Raw genomic sequence first — 25,614 nt, forward strand, 5'->3', positions numbered from 1 at the left:
GGAACGCCCCAGAAATAACCCCTGCCTTCACGTGGCCCGGAGCTCCGGAACGCCGACGGAAGCCCGGCTGCGGGCAACTCCTCGGGGCGATAGAGATTGGATCACCCCGCATGGGGGAATCCCATCACGGTACCAAGCGTTAGACACCGTGGGAGACAGACCCCTCACGATGGGGGCCCTGTAGGAGGCATTTAAACATGGGCGAGCGCGCGCTTCGTGGCACCCGGCTCGGGGCAACCAGCTACGAGAACGACCGTAACACGGATCTGGCCCCGCGCCAGGAGGTGTCCTACACCTGTCCCAAGGGCCATCGCTTCGAGGTTCCGCTTGCCGCCGAGGCGGAGATTCCCGCGACGTGGGAGTGCCGCATGTGCGGCGCGACCGCCGTTCGGGTAGACGGCGAGCAGCCGGAGTCGAAGAAGACGAAGCCCCCGCGGACGCACTGGGACATGCTCCTGGAGCGACGGTCCATCGAGGACCTGGAAGAGGTGCTCAACGAGAGGCTGGCCGTACTTCGGGCCCAGCGTCGAAAGAGCGCCTGACACCTTCTCACGGTGAAAGCCCCCGGGCAGCACGCCCGGGGGCTTCGCAATGCCCTGACGCGGAAGGCCAGGTAAAGCTTGGTCAGGAAGGCTCGCGGTCTTCCCTGATCACCTCACCGTGCACCACGCCACCGCGCCCGCCGATGTGCTGCCCGTCGGCGTGGCCGCCGGGCGACGGCGGGAAGAGGTTCGCGTACGGCGAGGCCGCCGCCATTCTCTTGACCCGGCGGTCGAAGAACCACGACACCAGGCGCCGCATCGCCGGCCGCGTGAACGGCAGCACGCACAGGAACCCGAGGATGTCGCTCAGGAACCCCGGCGTCAGCAGCAGCGCGCCGCCCACCAGGATCAGGCCGCCGTCGGCGAGCTCCTTGTCGGGCATCCGGCCGGACTGCAACGCATCCTGCAGCGCCCGCCACGCCCTGCGTCCCTCGCGGCGTACCAGCCACGCGCCCAGCAGGCTGTCGGCGATGAGCAGGGCCACGGTCGTCCAGCCGCCGATCGCCGAGCCCACCTGGATCAGCAGCCAGATCTCCAGCACCGGGACGATCAGGAAGGCCAGGAAAAGCAGGAGCCGCATCGTCTTCCCCATTCCGCGCACGCGACGTCTCTAGAACGCGTATAAGACCGCTTATACAGGGGACAACGCCGGGCGTGCCCGAAGCGTTCCGGCGCCGCCTGAGGGCGATCACAGGTTCTCAGGGGCGCTTGCCGCGCAACCGGGCGGGCAGGCCGGTCAGGCCCCAGACGGCGATGCGCCAGAACGACTCGGCCATGACCCGGCTGCTCATCTTGCTCGTGCCGACGGTCCGCTCGACGAACGTGATCGGCACCTCGACCACCCGCAGGCCGTGCTTGGCCGTCCGCAGGGTGAGGTCGACCTGGAAGCAGTAGCCCTGCGACTCGACGTCGGCCAGCCCGATCTTGTCCAGCGTCGCGGCGCGGTAGACGCGGAACCCGGCGGTCGCGTCGCGCACCGGCATGCCGAGCATGAGCCGCGTGTAGATGTTGGCGCACCTGGACAGGAGCTCGCGCGAGGCGGGCCAGTTGACCACCTTGCCGCCGGGCACCCAGCGCGACCCGATCGACAGGTCGGCGCCGTCGGCGACCGCCTCCAGCAGCTTGTGCAGCTCCTCGGGCTGGTGCGAGCCGTCGGCGTCCATCTCCACCAACACGTTGTAGCCCTCGTCGAGGCCCCACTTGAACGCGGCGATGTAGGCGGCGCCCAGCCCTTCCTTGCCGGCCCGGTGCAGGACGTGGATGTGATCGTCCTTGGCGGCCAGCTCGTCGGCGACCTCCCCGGTGCCGTCGGGACTGTTGTCGTCGACCACCAGTACGTGGGCGTCCGGCATCGCGGCCCGCACCCGCTCGGTGATCATCAGCACGTTGTCACGCTCGTTGTACGTCGGTATGACGATGAGTATCCGGCCAAGAATCTCCATGATCAGTTATCCCTCACGCGGTCGCCTTGCCCCTGACCCGCCACGCGGCGACCCCGGCGGCCGCCACTCCCATCAACGCCAGCGCCCACTCCGGCAACGCGCCGACCTGCGTCGCGACCGTCGCCTGGGTGCGCACGGGCACCTTCACCACGTTCATGTCCGCGACGAGCTCGCGGGTCCGCCAGGAGACCTTACCTTCAGGTGTGACGTACGCCGAGATGCCGGTGGTGGCCGCTGTCACGACCGCCCGGTTGTGCTCGACGGCCCGCAGCTTCGACATGGCGAGCTGCTGCGGCGGCAGGTTGGACTCGGCGTAGGTGGCGTTGTTGGTCTGCACCACCAGCGGCGTGGCCCCGGTCTGTACGGTCCCGCGCACGGTGCCGTCGTAGGCGACCTCGTAGCAGTTGACCGCGCCGATCGTCACCGGGCCCATCTTCAGGTCACCCGGCTTGGTGCCCGCGACCGACTGCCTGCCCACCAGGCCGGCCCGCTTCCACAGGGCCAGCACGATCTCCTTGAACGGCGTGTACTCGCCGAACGGCACCAGATCCTGCTTGTCGTAGTAGGCGCCGGGCCCGGTCACCGGGTCCCACACCAGGCTGCGGGTCGCCCGGTACTCGTCTCCGATGGCCACGACCGCGCCGACCAGCGTGGGCACCCCGACGTCCTTGACGGAGTCGTCGATGATCTGGCGGGCGCCCGCGTCCTGGTAGGGGTCGATGTCGGTGGAGTTCTCCGGGAGGACGACGAGGTCGGGCTTAGGGAGTTTCCCATCCCGAACGGCCTGCGCCAGCTTTTTCGTCTCGTTGGCATGATTTTTCAGGACCACGGCGGGTTCGTCGCCCAGGATGTACATGCCCCGGCCCGGCACGTTGCCCTGCACGATGCCGATGTTGACCGAACGCCCCTCGTCCCCCGGCCTCGGCACGGCCAGCGTCAGCAGGGGCACGGCCAGGGCGATCGCCACCGGCACGAGCCGCCCGACGGCCCGCCGGGCCTCCGCCGGCCGCCGGAGCAGCGCGTACGCCAGCAGCGCCCCGCACAGGACGACGGCGAACGACACGAGCGGCGCCCCGCCCAGTGCGGCGTACTCGGTGAACAGCGACTCACCCTGGCTGAACGCCAGCCGCGCCCAGGGGAAGCCCCCGATGGGGACCAGCCCGCGCGCCCACTCCATGGCCACCCAGAGCCCGCCGAACCACAACGGCCACAGCCGCAGCCGGAACACCAGCGCGGCCAGGGCGGCCATCACCGCGTAGAACAGGCTCTCGACCCCCACCAGCATCACCCAGACGTCGTCGCCGATCGTCCGTACCCAGGCCAGCGTGGGGAACAGGAACACGGCGGCGGCCAGGTAGCCGAGCCAGGCGGCACGCCGGGGGCGAGCGCCGTAGAGGGCGGCGACGATCAGCCCGACGCCGAGCGGCGCGGCGAGCCACCAGTCGATGGGCGGGAAGGCGAGGAACAGCAGCCCCCCGCCGACCACGGCGGCGGCCACCCGGGCCATGAGCACCCGCCCGGACTCCCGCCCCACGGGCGCGACCGCAGCGGCCGCATCGGAGACAGGAGCGGACGCGTCCGCCGCCAGAGTGGGTGTGTCCGCGGCCGTAACCCCGGAATCGGGCGTGGGCGGATCAGGGATGTGCGGGGTCCCGCCGCCAGTGGGCGGTGGGCCCGTCTTGTCCTGCACCACGCGGGGTTCTCCTCGCCGTTCGCACGCCTGCTTGCGAAAACGCTACCGCCCCCGGGCGCCGTTTCGGCCGTTGCGGCCCCTTGTTGCCTCAGAAGTAGGAGTAACCAAACAGAAGCAGGGTGAGCGAACCGGGCGGGGAGCGGCAGGGTGATCCCGTGACCTGACGGGACCACCCGGCGCTGATGGCGATCCTGCGCACGAGAGGGAAGAGGGCCCGGAAACCCTTCGGACCGGACCCGTCTCGTCGGCGGCGAGCGCGGAATTCCGTTGTCTACTGGGCTCCCGGGCCCGTCCCGGGTCCAACCCCCCGCCCGGCTGGGGTGCCCCGACTCGACGGACCGACGGCCCTGCACCTGGCTGTGTGGACGAAGTCACGCTCCGTCACGGACGCAGGATCCGACGATGTCAGAGACGGCCAACCGGCCAAGTCCCGTGCTGGACTGCGCAGCAAACTACCGACTCCACCTCAGATGTCAACCGTGTCCCGATCAGCAGAAACATCAAGTTTCCGCAGGTAGGACATGCTTGCGTTGTCGCATTAAAGCGATCTAATGCCCATTTGTCGGCCCGGACGTACGGCTTGGCAAGCCGCTCAGCGCCTCCGACAGGAGGGCCGACAGCGGCCGTTCGTGGACGACGCCGAGCCGCTGAGTGGCTCGGGTGAGAGCGACATAAAGGTCGCTCAGGCCGCGCGGCGACTGTGAGGCTATCAGGTCGGGCTCGGCCACGATGACCGAATCGAACTCCAGCCCCTTGGCATCGGCCACGCCGAGCACGGCCACAGGGGCGTCGAGCGCCGTGGTCCCCCGGGTGGCGCCGGAGGAGACCACGGCGGTCCCCTCGACCATGTCGGAGATCGCCTTGCCGAGCTCGCCGAGCAGCGCGTCAGGGACGACCACGGCCACCTTGCCGCCCTCCCCGACCTCGGACTTGACCAGCTCCGGCAGCGCGGACAGCGGCGCCGACCAGGGCTCGGCGCCGGTGTCGCGGACTGAGGCGGGCGCCTCGAGCGCCGGGTCGATGGTGGCCAGCACGCGGGCGGCGACCGCCATGAGCTCCACCGGCGTGCGGTAGTTGACGGTGAGCCGCTCCTGGCGCCAGCGCCCCGCCACGTAGGGGTCGAGCACCTGGTTCCACGATCGGGCCCCGGCCGCCGAGCCGGTCTGCGCGATGTCGCCGACGATCGTCATCGACCGGGTGGGCACCCGCCGCATGATCACCCGCCAGGCCATGGACGACAGCTCCTGCGCCTCGTCCACGATCACGTGGCCGTAGGCCCAGGCGCGGTCGGCGGCGGCCCGCTCGGCCGTGGTGAGGTAGGGGCCCTCCCCGCGCTGGCGTTCGGCCAGGCGCTCGGCCTCCATGACGTCGGACAGGCCCGTCAGCTCGAGCACCTCGCGGGCGTAGGCGAGCTCCGCCTCGCGCTCGTGCTCGGCCGCCTGCCTGGCCGCGGCCATCTCCTCCTCGGCCTGCAGGGCGCTGGCCCGCAGCACCTGCTCGTCGATCTCGCCGAGCACCTCGGCCGCCTCGTCGAGCAGCGGCACGTCGGACTCGGTCCACTCCCCTCCGTCGCGGCGCAGCAGCGCGCGCTCCTCCGGCGTCAGGGTCGAGGCGGCGTGGTCGAGCCGCTCCGGCGAGGCGTACAGGCCCAGCAGCAGGCGCTGCGGGGTCAGGTACGGCCAGAGCCGGTTCAGGGCGGTCTTGACCGGCTGCTCGGTGCGCAGCTCCTCACGCAGGTCGGCCAGCTCGTCGTCGTCGATGAGGCCCTTGCCGAGCTTCTTGGCCGCCTGCCTGGCCAGGGCGTTGAGCAGGGACCTGACGAACACCGCGCGGGCCTGGTTGTGCGGGCGGCGCGAGCGGGTGGCCTTGTTCTTGGCCGCCTCGAGCATGTTGCGGTCGATGGTGAGGGCGTAGCGGCCCAGGTTCAGCTCGACGGGCTTGCGGGGCACTCGCTGCCGGTCGCGTACGGCCCGCTCGATCACCTCGGCCATGCGGATGTCGCCCTTGATCGCGGCCACCTCGGGCCGCTCCCTGGCGGTGGCCGTCAGGCCGGGGTAGAGCTCGCCGACCGTCGACAGCAGCACGTCGGTCTCGCCGAGCGAGGGCAGCACCTGCTCGATGTAGCGCAGGAAGGTGAGGTTGGGGCCGAGGATCAGCACGCCGCGACGCTCCAGGCGCTCCCTGTGGGTGTAAAGGAGGTACGCCGCGCGGTGCAGGGCCACGACGGTCTTGCCGGTGCCGGGGCCGCCCTGGACGACCAGCACGCCGTTGAGGTCGGCGCGGATGACGCGGTCCTGCTCGGCCTGGATGGTGGCGACGATGTCCCGCATCCGGCCGGTGCGCCGCTCGTCGAGGGCGGCCAGCAGCGCGGCCTCGCCGTTGAGCGTGGCGCGGTCCTCGTCGGTCAGCGTGTCGAAGTCGAGCAGGTCGTCGTCGACGCCGACGACCACGCGGCCCTTGGTCTGCAGGTGCCGCCGCCGGGTCAGGCCCATCGGCGCGGCCGGGGTGGCGCGGTAGAACGGCTGGGCCACGGGCGCGCGCCAGTCGATAAGCAGCCGCTCCTGCTCGTCGTCGGTGAGGCCGAGCTTGCCGATGTAGAGCCTGCCCTCGTCGACGTGGTCGAGACGGCCGAAGACCAGCCCGCGCTCCACCGCCCAGAGCCGGGCCAGCCGGGAGGCGTACATTCCGGCGAACGTGTCGCGCTCCGACCTGTTCTGCAACGTGCCGACGGCGCCGGCGCCGAGCACCTCCTTCAGCTGGCTCTGGGTGCGTTCACGCAACGCGTCGAGGCGGGCGTAGAGGCGGGCGACGTACTCCTGCTCCCTTGCGAGCTCCGTTTGACGAGTTGCCGCCTGACCATTATTGTTGTTAATGGGACACTCCGGGCCATTCTGCTTGTTGTTACGACAAACGACGACATTAGCACGCCTGTTGAGGCACTCCCATCTTCTCGCTTGATGTCCTTCCCCGCATCCGGTCACGGCTTGGTTTCACCCCTTGACCGAAACCGTCCGGACTCTTAGGTTCGCATCAAGTTAGGAAAGTTTCCTAACTTCGAGCCAAGGGGTGAACGTGAGCGGTCCGGTGCCGGGGACTCCCAGTCTGCTACGCGCGATCAACGATCGCGCGGCCTTGCAGGCACTCCTCGAACGCGGCCCGCTGACCCGCCCCGAGATCGGCACCCTGACCGGCCTCTCGAAGCCGACGGCCTCGCAACTGCTGTCCCGCCTCCAGGAGGCCGGGCTGGTGGTGCTCGACGGCATCAGGGAGGGGCTGCCGGGCCGTACCGCGGAGGTCTACCGGATCAATCCGGCCGCGGCCTACGTGGGCGCGCTGGACGTCACGCCCGCCCGGATCGAGGCCAGGATCGCCGACATCGCCGGCACGACCGTGGGCTCGTACACGCTGCCCACGCCGCGCCGGCCGGGCGGCGAGCTGGTCTCCCGGCTGCGCGCGGCGCTCGACGGCGCGGGCTCACCCGGCCCGCTGCGCCGGGTCGTGATCGGCGTGCAGGCGGCGATCGACCCGTCCACCGGCCGGCTCGGCTACGCCACCGCCAAGGACATGCCGGGCTGGCAGATCGGCGACCTGGTGCCGACGCTCGCCGAGGGACTCGGCGTGCCGGTGTCGGTGGAGAACAACGTCAACCTGGTGGCGCTGGCCGAAATGGCACACGGCGCCGCCCGCGGCGACTCCGACTTCGTGCTGCTGTGGGCGGACGAGGGCATCGGCTCGGCCATCGTGCTGGGCGGGCGGATGCACAGGGGCGCCACCGGCGGCGCGGGCGAGGTCGGCTACATGCCGACCCCGGGCGCGCCGACGGCCCGCGAGGCGGGACGGTACGCCAACCACGGCTACCAGGCGCTCACCGGCGGCCCCGCCGTACTGAAACTGCTGCGCTCGTACGGCGTGCGCGGCACGGACTTCCGCCAGGCCATCGCGAACGCGGTGCGCGCGGCGGACGACCACCAGAGCGGTCAGAAGGCCGACGACGCACGGGCGGGGCTGCGCGACATCGCCGCGCGGCTGGCGGTGGGCCTGGCCGCCATCACCTCCGTCATCGATCCCGGGCTCATCGTGCTGACCGGCGGCGTGGTGCTGTCGGGCGGCGAACCCCTGCGTGAGCTGGTCGAGCACGAGCTGCACGCGTTGACCATCCCGCGGCCCCGGCTGCGCCTGTCGTCCGTCGAAGGCAATCCCGTCCTCGCCGGCGCGCTCGACCTGGCCCTGGACCTCGTCCGCGACGAGGTTTTCGGGTCCACGGTCCCGACTCCATGAGACACGCCAAGAGGAGGCACTCCCTGTGCGCTTCGTTCCCCTGGCGGCCGCAGGGCTCGCCGTCCTGAGCCTGGCCGCGTGTACCGCGGGTAAAGAGGGCGGTCCCGCCCTCGGTTCTCAGTCCAAACCCACCAACACCGCGCCCACGGCGCTGCCCGCCGCCTCCATCGAGCTGTGGCACGGGTTCTCGGCGGACTCGGAGGTGAAGGCGTTCACCGACGCCATCGCCGGGTTCAACAAGAAATACCCGCAGATCAAGGTCAAGCTGGTCAAGGGCGTACAGGACGAGCAGATCACGCAGGCCGTACGCGGGGGCCGGCCGCCGGACGTGGCCTCCTCCTTCACCACCGACTCGGTGGCGACCTGGTGCAAGAGCGGGGTCTTCCAGGACCTCAACCCGGTGATCAAGCAGGACGGCGTCGACCTGTCGGGCCTGCCGCCGGTGGTCAACGACTACACGCAGTACGAGGGCAAGCGGTGCGTGATGCCGCTCCTGACCGACGCGTACGGCCTCTACTACAACAAGGCCCTGATGAAGGGCCACCAGCCGCCCAAGACCCTGTCGGAGCTGACCAAGCTGGCCAAGGAGCTCACGGTCAGGAACCCGGACGGCACCATCAAGGTCGCCGGTTTCATCCCGAGCGGCCAGTACTACGAGAACACCGCGGGTCACTGGAGCGCGATGGTCGGCGCCAAGTGGACCAACCCCGACGGCACCTCGGCGATCGGCTCCGACCCCGCCTGGAAGACCCTGCTGAACTGGCAGAAGGAGCTCATCGACTGGTACGGCTACGCGAACCTGGACAAGTTCCGCAAGGGCCTGGGTGACGAGTTCTCCGGCAAGCATCCCTTCTACCAGGGCAAGGTCGCCATGGGCATCGACGGCGAGTGGCGGGTGGCCATGATCGCCAACGAGGCGCCGAAGCTCGACTACGGCACCGCCCCCATGCCGGTCGACGACGCCAAGCCCGACCTGTACGGCAGCGGCTTCACCGCGGGCACCGTGATCGGTGTGCCGAAGGGCGCCAAGAACCCCGAGGCCGCCTGGGCGCTGGTGAAGTACCTGACCACCGACACCGACGCGCTGGTCACGCTGGCCAACGCGATCCGCAACGTGCCGACCACCAAGGCCGCGCTGGAGTCGCCCGCGCTGAAGAAGGACGAGCACTTCCAGACCTTCCTCGACATCTTCGCCAACCCGAAGACGAGCACGATCCCGGCGCACGTCAACAGCGTGTTCAACCAGGAGGCGCTGCAAGGGTTCATCACCTCGTGGGAGAAGGGCTCGGTCAAGGACCTGGACGCGGGGCTGAAGGGCGTGGACAAGACCATCGACGCCAAGTTCAAGCTGTCGGGCGGCTGAGGTGGCGTCCGTACCGCTCAGGCGCCGTGAGGGGTTCCGGGCCCTGCTGTGGCTGTCGCCGTGGCTGGTGGGCTTCGGGGTGTTCTTCGCCTACCCGCTGATGGCGACCGTCTACTTCTCCTTCTTCAACTACGACCTGTTCTCGCTGAAGTTCAACGGCCTGGACAACTACCGCTACTTCCTGCAGGACGAGCGGGCCTGGCTGTCGATCCGGAACACGGCGTGGCTGGTGGCCGTCATGGTGCCCGCCCAGGTGCTGTTCGCCCTGGGCGTGGCGCAGCTGGTCACGAAGCTGAAGTCCGGCGTGGGGTTCTTCCGCACGCTGTTCTACCTGCCGTCGCTGGTGCCGGTGACGGCGGGGACGGTGGCCTTCGTCTTCCTGCTGAACCCGGCCACCGGTCCGTTCAACCGGATCCTCGCGCTGGTCGGCATCTCCGGGCCCGACTGGTTCGGCGACAAGGACTGGTCGAAGCCGGGACTGACGCTGCTGGCCATGTGGGGCGTCGGCAACATCATGGTGATCTTCCTGGCAGCGCTGCTGGACGTGCCCCGGCACCTGTACGAGGCGGCGGCCATCGACGGGGCCGGGGCGTGGCGGCAGTTCCGCAGCATCACGCTGCCGACGATCCGTCCGGTCCTGATGTTCTCGGCGGTGACCAGTGTCATCTACACGCTGCAGTACTTCACCCAGGCGATGATCGCCTCCCGGGTCGCGGCGGGTGTCACCGACGCGCCGGGGACCTCGTTCGTGCCCGGGTATCCGGAGATGTCGACGCTGACGCTGCCGCAGTGGCTGTTCCAGACGGGCTTCCGTGACTACACGATGGGCTATGCCTGCGTGCTGGCGCTGGTGCTGTTCGCGGCGTCGATGGTGTTCACGCTGATCCTGCTGCGGCAGTTCCGCGGGTTCGAGGAGGTGGCCTCATGACCGCCACGCTGGTGGCGCCGCCCTCCCAGGCGGCGGGGCGGCGCGTCCGGGTCCGGCGTGGCCGGGCCAGGAAGGCGCTGTACTGGATCGCGACGCACGCGACGGCCGTCGCGCTGGGGATCGCGTTCATCGGGCCGCTGGTGTTCGTCCTGCTGACGGCGCTCATGTCCGACAACCAGACGCTGACCGACGAGCTGTGGCCGCACAGCTGGAACTGGGGCAACTTCGGCGAGGTGTTCGCCAGGTCGCCGATCCTGCTGTGGCTGCGCAACACGATGATCTACGCGGGGCTCGGCACGCTGTTCACGCTGCTGTCGTCGATCCCGGTGGCCTACGCGCTGGCCCGGTTCCGCTTTCCCGGGCGCAGGCTGGCGTTCCTGCTGGTCATCACGATGATGATGCTGCCGCCCCAGGTGATCGCGGTGCCCATCTACCTGATCTGGGCCCGGCTGAACCTGACCGGGACACTGCTGCCGCTGATCCTGCCGATGCTGCTCGGCGACGCGTTCTCGATCTTCCTGCTGCGCCAGTTCCTGCTCTCCATCCCGCGCGACTACACCGACGCGGCGCGGGTGGACGGCTGCACCGACTTCAGGACGCTCATCCGGGTGGTCCTGCCGATGGCCAAGCCGGGCATCGCCGCGGTGGCGCTGTTCCAGTTCTTCTACTGCTGGAACGACTACTACGGGCCGCTGCTGTACGCCGCCACCAATGTCGACAGCTGGACCCTGTCGGTGGGGCTGGCCTCGTTCAAGGCGCTGCACAGCGTGCAGTGGAACCTGACCATGGCGGCCACGCTGCTCGTCATGGCTCCGGTGATCATCGTGTTCTTCTTCGCCCAGAAGGTCTTCATCGAGGGCGTGACATTGACGGGAGTGAAGGGTTGAAACTGGCCGTGGTGGGGGGCGGCTCGACGTACACGCCCGAGCTGATCGACGGGTTCGCGCGGCTCCGCGACGAACTGCCGGTCACGGAGATCGCACTGATAGATCCCGATTTAAAGCGACTTGAGGTTGTTTCCGGGATGGCGCGCCGGATGCTGGCACATGCCGGGCATCCGGCCCGGGTGCTGGCCACCTCCTCGGTCGAGGAGGGCGTCGCGGGGGCGCGGGCCGTCCTGTTCCAGCTGCGGGTGGGCGGGCAGGCAGCGCGCGACGTGGACGAGACGCTGCCGCTGCGGTGCGGCTGCGTGGGGCAGGAGACTACCGGCGCGGGCGGGCTGGCCAAGGCGCTGCGCACGGTGCCGATCGTGCTGGACATCGCCGAGAAGGTCCGTACGCACGCGCCGGATGCGTGGATCGTCGACTTCACCAACCCGGTCGGCATCGTCACCCGCGCGCTCCTGGACGCCGGGCACCGGGCGATCGGGCTGTGCAACGTGGCGATCGGCTTCCAGCGCCGCTTCGCCGAGGCACTGGGCGTGCCGCCGTCGCGGATCTCGCTCGGCCACGTCGGGCTCAACCACCTGACCTGGGAACGGGCCGTGTACCTGGACGGCGAGGACGTGCTGCCCGCGCTGCTCGCCGAGCACGCGGAGTCGCTGGCCGACGACCTGGCGCTGCGTCCCGCGCTGCTCCGCCGGCTCGGTGTGGTGCCGTCGTACTATTTGCGCTATTTCTACGATCATGACGCGGTGGTGGAGGAGCAGCGGGCCAAGCCGTCGCGCGCGGCCGAGGTGGCGGCGATGGAGACCAGGCTGCTGGAGATGTACGCCGACCCGTCGGTCGTCGAGAAGCCGGCGCTGCTGGGCGAGCGGGGTGGCGCCTACTACTCCGAGGCGGCGGTCGCGCTGATCGCCTCGCTGCTCGGCGACCGCCCCGGCACCCACGTGGTGAACGTCCGCAACCACGGCACGCTGCCCTTCCTGGCGGACGAGGCGGTGATCGAGGTGCCCGCGGCCGTCTCCGGCACGGGGGCCGCGCCGCTGCCAGTGCCGCCGGTCGAGCCGCTGTACGCGGGGCTGATCGCGCACGTGTCCGCCTACGAGACGCTCGCCCTGGAGGCGGCCCGGCTCGGCGGTGCGGACCGGGTCCGCGACGCCCTGCTGGCCCATCCCCTGATCGGCCAGGACGCCACCGCGGAGGAGCTGACCGGCCTGCTGCTGGAGGCCAACCGCGCGTACCTGCCGTGGACGGTGAGGTAGTGGAGCACCGCAGGCTCGTCCTCGCGGTCGACGGCGGCAACAGCAAGACCGACGTGGCGCTGGTCACGGAGGACGGCGAGGTGCTGGCCACCGGCCGGGCGGGCGCGTTCGCGCCGCAGAGCGACGGCGTGGCGGCGGCGGTGGACGTGGTGGAGGAGGCGGTACGGCAGGCGCTCGCGCGGGTGCCCCTGGGCGCCGCCCCAGGCCCGGACGGCTTCCCTGACGACGCGTCAGGCCCGGATCGCTTCCCCGACCGGCCCACCGTTCTGGGCCGGTTCGATCATGTGGCGGCCTATCTGGCGGGGGCCGACCTGCCGGTCGAGGAGGAGGCCCTGGCCCGCGAGTTCGCCCGCCGGGGCTTCGGCCCGGACATCTCCGTCCGCAACGACACCTTCGCCGTGCTCCGGGCGGGCGCGTCCGGCCCCTGGGGCGTGGCCGTGGTGTGCGGCGCGGGCATCAACGCGGCCGGTGTCTCCCCCACCGGTGAGGTGGCCCGTTTCCCCGCGCTCGGCCGCCTCAGCGGCGACTGGGGCGGCGGCCAGGGCATCGCGGAGGAGGCGCTGTGGCACGCCGCCCGCGCCGAGGACGGTCGCGGGCCCGCGACCGCGCTGGCGGAGCTGTGCACGCGGCACTTCGCCGTGGGCACGGTCGAGGAGCTGATCCTGGAGATCCACTTCGGCCGCCTGGATGAGTCCCGCCTGCACGAGCTCACCCCGGGCGTCTTCGCCACGGCCGCGGCGGGCGACCCGATCGCCAGGTCGCTGGTGGAACGCCAGGCGGAGGAGATCACCGTGCTGGCGGAGGTCTGCCTGCGCCGCCTGGACCTGCTGGAGACGCCCACGGAGGTGGTGCTGGGCGGCGGCATCCTGCAGGCCCGCGACCCGCTCCTGACGGCCCTCCTGGACGCCTCGTTCGCCGCCAGGGCGCCCCGGGCCAAGATCCTGGTGGTGGACGTCCCGCCCATCGTCGGCGCCGCTCTGAACGGCCTGGAGCACCTGGGCGCGACGGACCTGGCCAAGACCCGCCTGCGCGCCCGCTACGAACGGGCCTGACGGGCCCTGCGAGCGGTCGCGACAGCGGTCAGCGCTCCGAGACCGGCAGCGGTCACGACGCCGGGACCGGGCCGCCGGTCAGGAGTGTCTCGACGCGGGTGCGGACGTCGGGGGTGTCGAGGCCGCGGACCGTGAGGGTGGTGCGGCGCCGTACGACGTCGTCGACCGTCGCCGCCCATTCGTGGTCGCGCGCGTAGACCGCCTGCGCCCAGATGTCCGGCCCGTCCGGATGGATGCGCTCGCCCAGCGCGGGCGTGTCGCGGATGAGCCTGGCCAGGTCGAACGCGATCGAACCGTAGTGCGAGGCGAGGTGGCGGGCTACCAGCGGGTCCATCCGGGCGCCCGGGTCGCGGTCGGTCCACAGGCGCATCGCGACCGCGTCGGGGCTGGCCAGGCCGGGCAGCGGCATGGCGGGCAGGATGGCCGCGAGGTCGTCACCGAGCGGGTGTCCGGGCAGGCGGGCCAGCGTGTCGAGGACGACCTTGCCGATGTGCCGGTAGGTGGTCCACTTGCCGCCGGCCACCGACAGCATGCCGCCCTTGCCCCGGCTGAGCACCGTCTCCCGCTTGGCCGACGACACGCCGCCGGGACCGCCCGGCAGCACGCGCAGTCCGGCGAAGGCGTAGGTGATGTCCTCGCGCCGCAGTTGCGAGTCGCGTACGGCGTGCCCGGCCTCGTCGAGGATCTGGGCCACGTCGGCGTCGGTGGCGCGCACGCCGGCGGGGTCGCCCTCGTAGGCCTCGTCGGTGGTGCCGAGCAGCAGGTGGTCCTCCCACGGGACGGCGAAGGACACGCGGTACTTGTCGATCGGGGTGGTCAGAGCCGCCTTCCACGGCTCGTGGCGGCGCATGACCAGGTGGGCGCCCTTCGACAGGCGGATGCTCGGGGCGGCCCCGGGGTCCTCCATGCGGCGCAGGTGGTCGACCCACGGGCCGGTGGCGTTCAGCACGAGGCGGGCGTCGACGCCGAACTCGGTGCCGTCGAGCCGGTCGCACAGCTCCGCCCCAGAGACCGTGCCGCCCCTTTCGCGCAGTCCGACGACCTCGGCGTGGTTGAGCACGACCGCGCCCGCGTCGACGGCGGCGCGCACGGTCATGACCGCGACCCGGCTGTCGTTCATCTGGTGGTCGCCGTAGACGGCGGCGGCGCGCAGCCCCTGGGGCCGGAGTGCGGGCACCCTGGCCAGCGCCTGGCTGGGGGTGATGACCCGGCCGAGCCCGTCGCCGAACACCGACAGCGCCGAATAGAGGAACACGCCCGCGCCCAGCTTGGCGGCGCCGTGCGGGCCGCCCCGGTAGACCGGCACCACGAAGGTGAGCGGCTTGACCAGGTGGGGGGCGATGTCGCCGGCCAGCGCCCGGCGTTCGCGGTGGTTCTCGGCGACCAGCTTGACGTTGCCCGTCTGCAGGTAGCGCAGGCCGCCGTGGACGAGCTTGGAGGAGGCGCTGGAGGTGGCCCCGGCGAAGTCGCCGCCGTCGACCATGGCGACGCGCAGGCCCGCCTGGGCGGCCATCCAGGTGACCGAGGTGCCGAGGATGCCGCCGCCGATGACCAGCAGGTCGTAGGTGCCCCTGGACAGCTCCTCACGGGTCTCGGCGCGGGAGGCGATCGTGGTCATGGGGTGCTCCAGTCGAGGCTGCGGTCGATGGCCTTGCGCCAGTTGCGGTATTCGCTGTCACGCACGTCCTGGCCGATCTTCGGCCGCCACTCGGCCGCCTTGTGCCAGTTGGCGCGCAGGCTGTCGGTGTCGGGCCAGTAGCCGGTGGCCAGCCCGGCCGCGTAGGCGGCGCCCAGGCAGGTGGTCTCCGACACCATCGGCCGCACCACCGGCACGGCGAGCACGTCGGCCAGGATCTGCATGAGCAGGTTGTTGGCGGTCATGCCGCCGTCGGCGCGCAGCGAGGCGAGCGCGAGGCCGGCGTCGGCGTTCATCGCGTCGACCACCTCACGCGTCTGCCAGGCGGTCGCCTCCAGCACGGCCCGCGCGATGTGCCCCTTGGTGACGAACCCGGTCAGCCCGGCGATCACGCCGCGCGCGTCGGAGCGCCAGTGCGGGGCGAACAGGCCGGAGAACGCGGGGACGAAGTAGCAGCCGCCGTTGTCCTCGACGGTGCCCGCGAGGGTCTCGATCTCGGCGGCGCTGGAGATCAGGCCGAGGTTGTCGCGCAGCCACTGCACGAGCGAGCCGGTGACGGCGATCGAGCCCTCCAGCGCGTACGTGGCGGGGGCGTCGCCGATCTGGTAGCCGACGGTGGTGAGCAGCCCGTGCTTGGAGGCGACCGGCTCGGTGCCGGTGTTCATCAGCAGGAAGCTGCCGGAGCCGTAGGTGCTCTTGGTCTCGCCCGGGCCGAAGCACGTCTGGCCGAACAGGGCCGCCTGCTGGTCACCCAGCGCCGCCGCCACCGGAACGCCGCCGTCGGCCGTGCCGTACACCTCGGCGGAGGGGCGGATCTCCGGCAGCATCGCGCGGGGCACGCCGAGCGCGGCGAGCAACTCGTCGTCCCAGCTCAGCGTGCGCAGGTTCATCAGCATGGTGCGGCTGGCGTTGGTGACGTCGGTGACGTGGCGGCCGGTGAGCCGCCAGATCAGCCAGCTGTCGACGGTGCCGAACAGCACGTCGCCGCGCTCGGCCCGCTCCCGCAGCCCGGGGGTCTCGTCGAGCAGCCAGCGGATCTTCGGCCCGGCGAAGTAGGTGGCCAGCGGCAGCCCGGCCCGCTCGCGGAAGAGCTCCTCGTGCTCGGACAGGGACCGGACCAGGGCGTCGGTACGGGTGTCCTGCCAGACGATGGCGTTGGCCACGGGCCGCCCGGTGTGGCGGTCCCACAGGACGGTGGTCTCGCGCTGGTTGGTGATGCCGAGGGCGACGAGCTGGGCGAAGTCGATCCCGCTGCCGGTGACGGCGTCGGCCACCACGCCCTGGACGGCGTCCCAGATCTCGGCGGCGTCGTGCTCGACCCAGCCGGGCCTGGGGAAGATCTGCCGGTGCTCCCGCTGCGCCACCGAGACGATCCGGCCGTCCTGGTCGAACACCATGCACCTGCTGGACGTGGTGCCCTGGTCGATGGCGGCTACGTACTGCGGTCGGGGCACGGCTTCCTCACTTCGATGTGTTCGGCATTGCCGAACGGGTTTGCTTGGTGTCTCACCATGTCACCGGCTCAGGTCGCGGGTGATGGCGCGGGCGGCGTCGCGGACGTAGGAGACGATCGTGATGCGCGGTTCTCCGTCGTCGGCCAGCCGTTCGACGGCGCCCCTGACGCCGATGGCGCCGACGGTGACGCCGCGGCCGTCCCTGATCGGGGCGGCGATGGAGACCTCGCCCTCGACGAGCTCCTCCACGTCGCAGGCCCAGCCCCGGCCGCGGACCAGCTCCAGCTCCTTGGCCAGGTCGTCGGCGCCGGTGATGGTCCTGGGCGTGAAGGCGGGCAGCCCTTCGGCGCCGGGCTCGTCGCCATGCGCGGCAGTGGCGGCCGAGTGGGACGTCGCGGCGGTCGCGTGGGGCGTCGTACCGGACGCGTGTGGCGCGGTGCCGGACGCGTGTGGCGCGGTGCCGGACGCGTGGGACGTCGGGCCGGACGCGTGGGACGTCGGGCCGGACGCGTGGGACGTCGGGCCGGACGGCGCGTCGAACGCCGCCCCCGCGTCGCCGTACGGGTCGTAGGCGAGCAGGACCTTGCCGAGCGCGGTCGCGTGCGCGGGCAGCAGCGTGCCGACCTGCAGGACCTGCATGCTGTCGTCGGGCCTGAACACGTGGTGGACCACCAGGACGCCGCCCTCGTGCGCGGTGCCGATCCACACGCTCTCCCTGCTCCGCCCGGCCAGGGCGTCGGCCCAGTTGAGCGAGCGGGTGCGCAGCACGTTGACGTCGAGGTAGCTGCTGCCCAGGTGCAGCAGCGTGCCGCCGAGCCGGTAGCGGCCCGTGGCGGCGTCCTGCTCGACGAAGCCGACGTGGACCAGCGTGCGCAGGATGCCGTGCAGCGTGCCCTTGGGCAGGCCCATCGCGCGGGCCAGCTCGGCCACGCCCAGCTCGCGCGGGCCGGAGGCGAGCAGCCTCAGGATGCCGGCGGCCCGTTCGACGGACTGGATGGTCTCTCCCACGCCCCACACCGTACCGTGGTTCGGCATTGCCGAACAGATGCGGCGTGGACCGTCCTCAGGAAGGCGGCGCCGGGCTGGGCATCGGCTCGTCGGCGCCGTCGGCCGCGACCTCGGGCGGCCGGTGCTCGTACGGGGTGCTCAGCACGACGGTGGTGCGCGTGGAGACGTTCGCCGACGCGCGGATGTGCTGCAGCAGCTCCTCCAGCGCCAGCGGCGTGGCGACGCGCACCTTGAGGATGTAGCTCTCGTCGCCCGCGACGCTGTGGCACGCCTCGATCGCGGTCAGGTGGGCCAGCCGCTCGGGCGCGTCGTCGGGCGCGGCCGGGTCGATCGGCTTGATGGACACGAACGCCGTCATCGGCAGCGCGATCGCGTCATAGTCGATGATCGCTGCATAACCGCGCACGACTCCACGCTTTTCCAGACGGCGAACCCGCTGGTGCACGGCGGACACCGACAGCCCGGTCTCCCTGGCCAGATCGGTGAAGCTCATCCGGCCGTCGCGGGCCAGCAGCGTGATGATCTGGCGGTCGATCTCCTCCATCGGTCAAAGGTAGCCGGTCGTGGTCACGACATGGTCCCGACCGGGGTGGCTCCTCTGTTCATGGCGTGTTCGACCAGCGTGATGAGCACTTCCCGGCCGGAATCCCGCCTGCGGGCGTCGCAGCGCACGATCGGGATGTCCGGGTCGAGGCCGAGCGCCTGCCGCACCTCACCGACGGTGAAGGGGCGCGCGCCTTCGAAGCAGTTGAGCGCCACCACGAACGGCTGCCCGCGCCGCTCGAAGTAGTCGATGGCCGGGAAGCAGTCGGCCAGCCGACGCGTGTCGGCCAGAACCACCGCCCCGAGCGCGCCCATCGCCAGCTCGTCCCACACGAACCAGAACCGTTCCTGTCCGGGCGTGCCGAACAAATAGAGCATGTAGTCGTCCCGGATCGTGATCCGGCCGAAGTCCATGGCCACGGTCGTGGTCGGCTTGGCCTCGACGCCCGAGAGGTCGTCGATGTCCGTGCCGATGTGCGTCAGCGCTTCTTCCGTACGCAGCGGACGGGTCTCGGAGACCGCGCCCACCATCGTCGTCTTGCCCGCGCCGAACCCGCCCGCGATCAGGATCTTGATCGCGGTCGGCAACCTCCATCGATCAGAGCGACCGAAGTCCATCCAGCACCGCCTGTACATCCCTCCGCGGCCGTGCCGCGCATGCACAAATCCGCCCCGAGGAGCCGTGGTCAGTGGAACCTGTCAAGGCGCAGAGAAAAGGTCGAATCACATGCCTGGCATCGAGACACCCTAGCAACGCCACATATTCCACTCAAGCCACAATCATCCTCAGGAATGAATATGTCATGGTTTGTCGCATCTAGACCAGTTATTCGCTCCTGCTGTCCACCCCGGTAAAGGCCCCTGTCATGGCAGGTTGCGAGACCGTAACGGCTTCAGAGGGCCTAGCCGGAAATGCCGTGCAGCCCCGCGTTGAACCCGATCTGTCGGCGCAGGTACGCGGCGGTGCGCGGGCTGCGCTCGCGTACCGGCTTGAGCAGCTCCAGCGCCTCGTGCGCCAGCTCCGCCATCGCGTCCGTGACCTCGGCACGGCTGACGCCGAGCATGAGCACGTTGAGGTCGCCCCAGCTGACGTCCTTGCGATAGGAGGCGAGGTCGCCCAGCAGGTGCAGGTAGCGCTGCACGTGCGCGCTGACGGCCCGCAGCTCCCCCAGGTGATGCCGGGCCCACTCGTCGCCCGCGTAGATCCAGTGCGACAGGTCCACGAAACAGGACCCGCGGCTGTCGGCGTTGTCCAGGTAGCGGGCGAAGGTGGGGACGACCCGGGTGTCGCGCCACACCCACGCCCTGGCCATCGCCTCGAACATGCCGGCCAGCTGATCCCGCCAGAGCACGCGATGGTCCTCGAAGTCCTTGACCGTCGCCAGCTCGTCACGCAGGTCGGCCAGGAACCGGGTGACCGCCGCCCGCGGCGCCGCGCCGTCGGCCACCGCCAGGCAGTCGCGGGCCAGGGCGGTCACCTGGGAACGCGTCGTCGTCGTGTGGTCCACCAGCCGGTCGACGGCTGAGACCCAGAGCGCGGTGCGATTGACGATCTTGAGCGCGTTGGACGTGGCCCACGGGGCGCTGAAGGCACCGGTCAGTGCCAGAGCGGCGTAGAAGTCCGCGTCGAAGGCCGCCGGCGGGAACAGCCCGCGGTACATCTGGGCGCAACGACGCAGATCCCTGCCGCACTCCGCGGCGAGCGCGCACGCCATGCCGAGCTCGAACGCCTCGTCCAGCTCGTCGTCCGCCATCCTAGAGCCATCCCATGGGCATGCGGATCATGGGCGACGACCCCCCCAACCGGCATTGCTGCCTCTACTGGCGAAATTCTCACATGATCAAATCACATTCGATCAAGGCGGGGACACCACCCTGCAACCCCGCACTGTCACCTCCACGTCATCCAGCGTGTCAGCGTCCATGTGCCAGCATGAACCGAGTCGGCCCGCCTGTCAGCCACTGTTCTCAGCCCGCCTCTCAGCCCGCCTCTCAGCCCGCCTCTCAGCCCGCCCCGATCGCGATGAACGAGACGTCGTCGCCGCGGGCCGCGCGGAGCGCCTCCGCCAGGCTGAGACCGCGCCGCAGCCCGTCGTGCAGGGCCACCATGACGGGCACCGCCGCCGCGTCGTTCACCGGCACGACACTGGCCACGATGCCGGCCGTGCCGAGGCGGAGCAGCGCGGTGGCCGGCCCGAGCACCTCGTCGGCCCCGACCGCGGCGACCTGCCCGGAGTCGCAGCTCGACAGCACGAGCCGATAGGGGGCGCGGTGCAGCCGCTCGAGGTCGTACACGGTGAGGGGGCCGTCGTCCAGCAGCAGCGAGGAGAACAACGGACTGTCGGCCCGGAACGTCCCGTGTGCCGCCAGGTGCGCGAGACGGCAGCCGTCGATGGCCGCCAGCACGCCCTGGGCCGTCGCCGAACCGTCTGCCAGCACGGTGGCGGGTCCCGCCGCTCCGCCCACAGTGGCCAGTCCCGCAGCCTCGGCCACGGTGGCCGGTCTCATGGCTCCGCCCACAGCGGCCGGTCCTGCGGCTTCGGCGTACAGCTCGGCGATGGAGCGCACCTCGCCGTCAGCGTTCGCCACACCGGGCCCGCGTACGAGCACCACACCGCCGTCGGCGGGCGGGACGGCCGTCCTGGCGCGCAGCCAGGACGCCGCCGACGGCGCCACACTGAAGGCCCTGCGGCGCAACGCGGGCAACAACGCCCAGGGCGCCCCGTGCAGCGTGCTCGGCGGCACCACGACAAGCGGCTCACCGTTCCGGCGTCCGTCGCTCGGCTGCCCGTCGCTCGGCCGTCCGTCGCCTGGCCATCCGTCGCCTGCCTGCCCGCAACCTGCCGCCACGCCATCCGGCCGCTCGTTGCCCAGACGTGTCGCGACCGGGCCCAGAAGGGCGCGTTCCAGCCGGTCGCCGAGGCGGGCGAGCTCCTGAGGGGCGGCGCGGTCCTGGTAGGCCAGCCGCCGCAGCCGCGATCTGGCGAACTCGATCTCCGTGACGGCCGCCGCCACAGGACCGACCGTGAACCGGCGCACCCGGCCGTCACCGCACAGCAGCGCGTACAGCATCCCGTCGACCACCACCAGCTCGACCAGCCGCCCGCCACCGATCGCCGCCAGGAGCCGACGGCCGCCGGGACCCGGGTCGTCGTCGCGGGCGCCGGCGCCGCGCACGCGCAGTGTGGCGGCCCGCACCCGCGCCTCCAGCCGGTCCCGGTCGCGTTCCAGCGTGGCCGCCGACGAACTGCCCTCGGACCGCGCCCGCCCCAGCAGGTGGTCGGTCTCGCGCAGCGCGGCGAGCTGGGCGAGCAGCCAATGGTCGTCGGGCGGCCGTACGGGAGGCACGTCCAGCGAGGTCGCCCGCCACCGTTCGGTCCAGGCGAGCAGTCGCCGGGGCCGTCCCGCGCGCAGCCAGTGCCGCTGGGCGAGGGTGACCAGCTCGGCGCCGTGCGCGGTCGCCAGGGCCCGCAGCTCCGGCGACCCGAACGCGAGCCGGTGTTCCTCGATCAGCGCCAGTCCCGCCCGGCAGGCGTACAGCAGCCGCCGGGGCCGCCCCGCCGCCTCCGCCCGCAGCGCCTCGGCCAGCCAGCCACCCGCCCTGGCCGTCGCGGGACCACGGTGACGGGCCCGCGCCGCCTCCGCCAGGTGACGATCCGCCTCCCGCGCCCTGCCGAGCACCAGCGCCGTACGGCCCGCGAGCAGGTGAGCCTGCCACACCTCAGGCGAGCCGAGCCCCGCCAGCCGCGCGGCCAGCCGCCCTGCCTCGGCCAGCGACCTGCCGGACACCACCCCGCCCCCTGACCCCACACCAACGGCGGCCTGTCCGGCCAAGGACTCGGACGGCGCCGCACCACCAGCCGATGCCACGGCCTCGGCGAACCCGGCCTGGACCAGGATGAGCTGAGCGTGCGCCGCCCACCAGGCCCGGCGCTGTCCGGCGAACAGCGTGCGCGCCTCCCCCGCCCGCGCCCGGGCCGTACCCGGGTCCCCGGCCAGCAGCGCGGCCCGGGCGGCGATGAGCAGCAGCTCGGCCCGCATGGTCGCCTGCCCCCGCAGCCGCGCCAGGTGCCGCAGCGCACCGTCGGCCTGCTCCAGCGCGTCACGCGCGAGCCCGGCCGCCAGCAGCACCGCGCACCGGTCTGCGGCCAGGTCGAACATCGGCGTGCCGAGCGCCTGGAAACCCCGGTCGGCCTCGTCGAGCAGGTCCAGCGCGACCGGGAGGTCACCCGCCCTGAAGGCGACGACGCCGCGGTTCTGGATGGCGACCACCGAGTCGTGTTCCTGGCTGGTGGTGGCGAACATCCGCTGCGCCACCCGGAAGTCCTCGTCGGCCAGGGCGACCGAGCCGCGCGCGAGCCGTACGTGCCCGCGCAGGGTCAGCGCGCGGGCCGCCCAGACGGTGTCGCCCGCGCCGAGCAGCGCCGGGGCGGCGAGCTCCAGGTCGTCGAGCGCCGCGCCGTGCCGGCCGAGGATCCAGCGGGCCCCCGCACGTCTGAACAGCACCCGCGCCCTGGTGGTGCCGCTGGAGAGGGCGGCCGCCGTGTCGAGCGCGGACAGGCCGGGCCTGGTGCGGCCGTGCTGGAGGAGGGCGATGCCGAGCGTGGCCAGCACGTCGGCCTCGCGGTCGGGCGAGCCGGAGCGGCGCGCCAGACGTACCGCCTGCCGCAGTTCGCGGATCGCCGCGTCGAGGTCGCCGAACTCGCGGCGCAGGATGCCGATCGCCTGATGCGCGATCGAGGCCTCGTACGGCCCCCGTCCGTCGGCGAGCATGGCCGTCGCGGCCGTCATGGCCTGTCGCGGACGCGCGAACACCATGGCCAGCACATCGTGCGGATCAGCCGGAATCCGGGAATCCCTCGCCGTTTCCCCAGACACGGAGTCGATGGTAGATGCGGCCCATCCGGGCGTCCATGCGGCACGTGTATCAGGGACGCGGTGCGCCGCTCATACATGGCAAGCCCGCAGTCACCCACCGAGGAGGCCCCGAAAGATGAGCACACCACGTTACGGACGCGACATGCGTTTCTGGGAGCAGCTCGAGATCCTCAACGAGGCGCTGCCGGAGGGCAGGCTGGCGGTGGCCGGGCCGCAGGGCGCGACCCCGGAGTCCGATGTCCTCCCGCGCTTCGCCTATCTCGCCGAGCACCTCCTGGTCCGCGCGCCCGACGTGGAACGTGCCATCGACCGCCTCCAGGCCGCCCTTCCGTCGGAGCAGCCGGTACGCGTGGTCTGGCCCCCGGACCAGGACGCGCGGCGGGTCACGGTACGCAGGCTGTCCATCGGCTCCCGGGACGTCTTCCGCGGCCTCGCCCTGCTCAGGGAGGCCGGGATCCAGAGCACACTGGTCCACTTCGTCACGGTCTCGGGCGTCAACCTGTGCCCGGGCGATGAGCCGGTGCCCAGCGGCGAGCCGCTCAGGCCGCCGATCGCCGGCCGCGACCGGGGCGAGGACGCGCACGTCACGGTGATCGACACCGGGCTCGTGCACGACTACCTCGACCACCAGTGGCTGGCGCAGAGCTCCGGCCAGCCGAACATCCCGATGGTCGACGGCGACGTCACCACCCAGGCCGAAGAAGTGGACGGCGACGGCTTCATCAAGCCGTACGTCGGCCACGGCACGTTCATCGCGGGAGTGCTGCGCTGCGTGGCGCCCAGCACGGACGTACGCGTCTACAACGGCTTCCCGTACGGCGGCGCGGTCGAGGAGGACCAGCTCGGCCTGCTCCTGCTGCAGACGCTCGACACCCACGGCTGGCCCGACGTCCTGTCGCTGTCGGCGGGCACCAGGACGAACGACGCCCAGGCGCTGCTCGGCCTGACCGACTTCATCGGCGAACTGGCCGACCACCCCGAGACGCTGCTGGTGGCCGCGGCCGGCAACGACGGCGAGACCGAGCCGTTCTGGCCGGCCGCGTTCGCCGCGGAGGCGGTGAACGCCACCGGCGACGTGATCCTGTCGGTCGGCGCGCTGCGCGAGGACGGGCTCGGCCGGGCGTGCTTCAGCAATCATGGGGACTGGGTGACGGTGTTCGCGCCGGGAGAGCGGCTGATCAACGCCTACACCTCGGGTGACTACGAGTACGACTACCCGCACAGCACCACCTGCCGCTTTCACCCGGTCGTCCCGCTGTATCCGGGCTGCACCTGCGTCGCGCCGCTGTCGGAGGGGGACGTGGTCAAGTTCAGCGGGATCGCGCAGTGGAGCGGTACGTCGTTCGCCACGCCGTTCATCGCCGGTCTCATCGCGGCGCGCATGTCGGAGGCCGGAGTGACCTCGCGGCAGGCGGCCGGGGACCTCATCTCGGGACAGCTGGCGATACCTGATCTCAGTAGTTTTCTGCAATGAATCAACCACTCCCTGTTCTGGAGCGTCTCACGAAATATCATGAGCATTCCGCTCCAGGACAGGGAAGGACCGCCGTGGACGACACCGCAGCCCTCGTCAGAGCAGCCGCGGACGGGGACGCCGGTGCCTGGAAGGAGCTCTACCAGCGCCACAGCGGCCTGGTGTGGGCGGTGGCGCGTGCCTATCTCGTGAACGGGTCCGACGCGCAGGACGTCTGCCAGACGACGTGGTTCCGGCTGGCGGAGCATCTCACCAGGATCAGGGACCCGGACAAGGTGGGTGCCTGGCTGGCCAGCACGGCCCGGCACGAGGCGCTGCGGGTGATCCGCGCGAGCGGGCGGGCCACGCCCGTCAGCGACATGGGGCTGCTGGGGGTGGACATCGACGAGCGCTCCCCCGAACTCCTGATCCTGGAGGCGGAGGAGGCCGTCGCCGACGCCGAGCGCGCGCTGGTGATGTGGGGCGCCTTCGAGGAGCTGTCGGACCGCTGCCGGCGCCTGCTGCGGCTGCTGATCGCCTCGCCGCGCCCCACCTATCAAGAGATCGCGTCAGGATTGGGCATCGCGGTGGGCAGCATCGGCCCGATCAGGGCCCGCTGCCTCCAGCGGCTGCGCACGCTGGTGGCCGAACGCGGAGTGACCGGAATACGCAGGTGAGGCATATGGACGATGAGGGCTTCGACCTGGAAGACGAGCTGGAGGACGAACTGCGCGAGATCGCCGGCCTGCTCGACCCCGTACCTCCCGCGCTGCTCGACGACGCCATGCAGGCGTTCACGCTGAGAACGCTGGACGCCGAGCTGGCCGCGCTCACCTTCGACTCCTGGGACGAGGAGCCGTCCACCAAGGTCAGGGGCGCGGGTCTGCCGCGGCTGCTCACGTTCGAGGCGGGCGGCGTGGCGGTGGAGCTGGAGGTCTTCGCGGCCCGGGTGGTGGGGCGGCTGTCGCCGGAGGGGCCCGCGGAGATCGATGTCCAGCGGCGCGACGAGGAGCTGCGCGTACGCTCCGACGAGCTGGGCCGCTTCACCGCCGACGGTCTGACCCGCGGTCCGCTACGGCTCCGCGTCACCCCTGACGGAGGCGCGCCGATCGTCACCTCGTGGACGCGTCTCTAGCGTCTCCAGAGGACGACGCCGCGCCGGTCCCCTCCTCCGGCGCGGCGTCGTGGTCTCTGGGGGTGG

The 25,614-nt window shown here is 71.4% G+C and carries 21 protein-coding genes; 10 read left to right on the top strand and 11 right to left on the bottom strand.

Translation table 11 applies throughout. The features are described 5' to 3' along the window. Nucleotides 1-197 precede the first annotated feature (197 nt). A complete protein-coding gene (locus tag KME78_RS09545) occupies nucleotides 198-542 on the top strand; it encodes an RNA polymerase-binding protein RbpA (RefSeq protein WP_043625492.1) in 345 nt (114 codons plus the stop codon). An 82-nt stretch (nucleotides 543-624) separates the two neighbouring features. Here KME78_RS09545 and KME78_RS09550 read toward each other — a convergent pair whose 3' ends face one another. The 4 genes from KME78_RS09550 to KME78_RS09565 form a co-directional block, all read right to left on the bottom strand. Then, entirely contained in the window at nucleotides 625-1,122 is a 498-nt protein-coding gene (locus tag KME78_RS09550; protein ID WP_219528435.1) for an FxsA family protein, read from the bottom strand. Nucleotides 1,123-1,240: 118 nt separating this feature from the next. Beyond that, the gene (locus KME78_RS09555) at nucleotides 1,241-1,984 is read right to left on the bottom strand and encodes a polyprenol monophosphomannose synthase (protein ID WP_219528436.1); all 744 of its coding nucleotides are present in this window, start codon (nucleotides 1,982-1,984) and stop codon (nucleotides 1,241-1,243) included. A gap of 13 nt (nucleotides 1,985-1,997) precedes the next feature. Beyond that, a complete protein-coding gene (lnt, locus tag KME78_RS09560) occupies nucleotides 1,998-3,677 on the bottom strand; it encodes an apolipoprotein N-acyltransferase (RefSeq protein ID WP_308126869.1) in 1,680 nt (559 codons plus the stop codon). Nucleotides 3,678-4,225: 548 nt separating this feature from the next. Next, nucleotides 4,226-6,550: an ATP-binding domain-containing protein gene (locus tag KME78_RS09565; protein ID WP_219528644.1), complete on the bottom strand. Its 2,325-nt coding sequence runs from the start codon at nucleotides 6,548-6,550 to the stop codon at nucleotides 4,226-4,228. Between the two features lie 199 nt (nucleotides 6,551-6,749). Here KME78_RS09565 and KME78_RS09570 point away from each other — a divergent pair, with 199 nt between their 5' ends. The 6 genes from KME78_RS09570 to KME78_RS09595 are packed head-to-tail and all read left to right on the top strand — an operon-like array spanning nucleotide 6,750 to nucleotide 13,441. Further along, nucleotides 6,750-7,955, top strand: a complete 1,206-nt coding sequence (locus KME78_RS09570) for an ROK family transcriptional regulator (protein WP_219528437.1) — start codon at nucleotides 6,750-6,752, stop codon at nucleotides 7,953-7,955. A gap of 25 nt (nucleotides 7,956-7,980) precedes the next feature. Then, nucleotides 7,981-9,318: an ABC transporter substrate-binding protein gene (locus KME78_RS09575; RefSeq protein ID WP_219528438.1), complete on the top strand. Its 1,338-nt coding sequence runs from the start codon at nucleotides 7,981-7,983 to the stop codon at nucleotides 9,316-9,318. Nucleotide 9,319: 1 nt separating this feature from the next. Continuing rightward, a complete protein-coding gene (locus KME78_RS09580) occupies nucleotides 9,320-10,246 on the top strand; it encodes a carbohydrate ABC transporter permease (protein ID WP_219528439.1) in 927 nt (308 codons plus the stop codon). Further along, nucleotides 10,243-11,133: a carbohydrate ABC transporter permease gene (locus KME78_RS09585; RefSeq protein ID WP_219528440.1), complete on the top strand. Its 891-nt coding sequence runs from the start codon at nucleotides 10,243-10,245 to the stop codon at nucleotides 11,131-11,133. The genes KME78_RS09580 and KME78_RS09585 overlap by 4 nt, the downstream gene beginning before the upstream one ends. Continuing rightward, complete coding sequence (locus tag KME78_RS09590) at nucleotides 11,130-12,389, top strand: 6-phospho-beta-glucosidase (RefSeq protein ID WP_219528441.1); 1,260 nt, start codon at nucleotides 11,130-11,132, stop codon at nucleotides 12,387-12,389. The genes KME78_RS09585 and KME78_RS09590 overlap by 4 nt, the downstream gene beginning before the upstream one ends. Next, nucleotides 12,374-13,441, top strand: a complete 1,068-nt coding sequence (locus tag KME78_RS09595; protein ID WP_219528442.1) for an N-acetylglucosamine kinase — start codon at nucleotides 12,374-12,376, stop codon at nucleotides 13,439-13,441. Before KME78_RS09590 ends, KME78_RS09595 begins: the two co-directional genes overlap by 16 nt. Before the next feature lie 52 nt (nucleotides 13,442-13,493). On the opposite strand, the gene KME78_RS09600 is transcribed toward KME78_RS09595, so the two are convergent. From KME78_RS09600 to KME78_RS67085, 7 genes are all read right to left on the bottom strand, one after another. Then, nucleotides 13,494-15,059 (bottom strand): glycerol-3-phosphate dehydrogenase/oxidase, encoded by a 1,566-nt coding sequence (locus tag KME78_RS09600; RefSeq protein ID WP_219528443.1) that lies wholly within the window; start codon nucleotides 15,057-15,059, stop codon nucleotides 13,494-13,496. Next, nucleotides 15,056-16,531 (bottom strand): glycerol kinase GlpK, encoded by a 1,476-nt coding sequence (glpK, locus tag KME78_RS09605; RefSeq protein WP_219528444.1) that lies wholly within the window; start codon nucleotides 16,529-16,531, stop codon nucleotides 15,056-15,058. Before glpK ends, KME78_RS09600 begins: the two co-directional genes overlap by 4 nt. Before the next feature lie 60 nt (nucleotides 16,532-16,591). Further along, the gene (locus KME78_RS64075) at nucleotides 16,592-17,539 is read right to left on the bottom strand and encodes an IclR family transcriptional regulator (RefSeq protein ID WP_308126870.1); all 948 of its coding nucleotides are present in this window, start codon (nucleotides 17,537-17,539) and stop codon (nucleotides 16,592-16,594) included. A gap of 55 nt (nucleotides 17,540-17,594) precedes the next feature. Further along, nucleotides 17,595-18,083 (bottom strand): Lrp/AsnC family transcriptional regulator, encoded by a 489-nt coding sequence (locus tag KME78_RS09615; RefSeq protein WP_219528445.1) that lies wholly within the window; start codon nucleotides 18,081-18,083, stop codon nucleotides 17,595-17,597. A gap of 23 nt (nucleotides 18,084-18,106) precedes the next feature. After that, nucleotides 18,107-18,700 carry a GTP-binding protein gene (locus tag KME78_RS09620; RefSeq protein WP_219528446.1) on the bottom strand — a complete coding sequence of 198 codons (594 nt, stop codon included), beginning with the start codon at nucleotides 18,698-18,700 and terminating at the stop codon, nucleotides 18,107-18,109. Between the two features lie 284 nt (nucleotides 18,701-18,984). After that, the gene (locus KME78_RS09625) at nucleotides 18,985-19,836 is read right to left on the bottom strand and encodes a terpene synthase family protein (RefSeq protein WP_219528447.1); all 852 of its coding nucleotides are present in this window, start codon (nucleotides 19,834-19,836) and stop codon (nucleotides 18,985-18,987) included. Between the two features lie 250 nt (nucleotides 19,837-20,086). Continuing rightward, nucleotides 20,087-22,960: a CHAT domain-containing protein gene (locus KME78_RS67085; RefSeq protein WP_219528448.1), complete on the bottom strand. Its 2,874-nt coding sequence runs from the start codon at nucleotides 22,958-22,960 to the stop codon at nucleotides 20,087-20,089. A 115-nt stretch (nucleotides 22,961-23,075) separates the two neighbouring features. Between KME78_RS67085 and KME78_RS09635 the strand changes: the two genes are divergently transcribed. From KME78_RS09635 to KME78_RS09645, 3 genes are all read left to right on the top strand, one after another. Next, nucleotides 23,076-24,434 carry a S8/S53 family peptidase gene (locus KME78_RS09635; protein WP_219528449.1) on the top strand — a complete coding sequence of 453 codons (1,359 nt, stop codon included), beginning with the start codon at nucleotides 23,076-23,078 and terminating at the stop codon, nucleotides 24,432-24,434. Between the two features lie 74 nt (nucleotides 24,435-24,508). Then, nucleotides 24,509-25,090, top strand: a complete 582-nt coding sequence (locus KME78_RS09640; protein WP_219528450.1) for an RNA polymerase sigma factor — start codon at nucleotides 24,509-24,511, stop codon at nucleotides 25,088-25,090. 5 nt (nucleotides 25,091-25,095) lie between these two features. Continuing rightward, complete coding sequence (locus tag KME78_RS09645; protein WP_219528451.1) at nucleotides 25,096-25,548, top strand: hypothetical protein; 453 nt, start codon at nucleotides 25,096-25,098, stop codon at nucleotides 25,546-25,548. Nucleotides 25,549-25,614: the final 66 nt, after the last annotated feature.

The sequence above is a fragment of the Nonomuraea guangzhouensis genome (assembly GCF_019396345.1).
Classification (GTDB): domain Bacteria; phylum Actinomycetota; class Actinomycetes; order Streptosporangiales; family Streptosporangiaceae; genus Nonomuraea; species Nonomuraea guangzhouensis.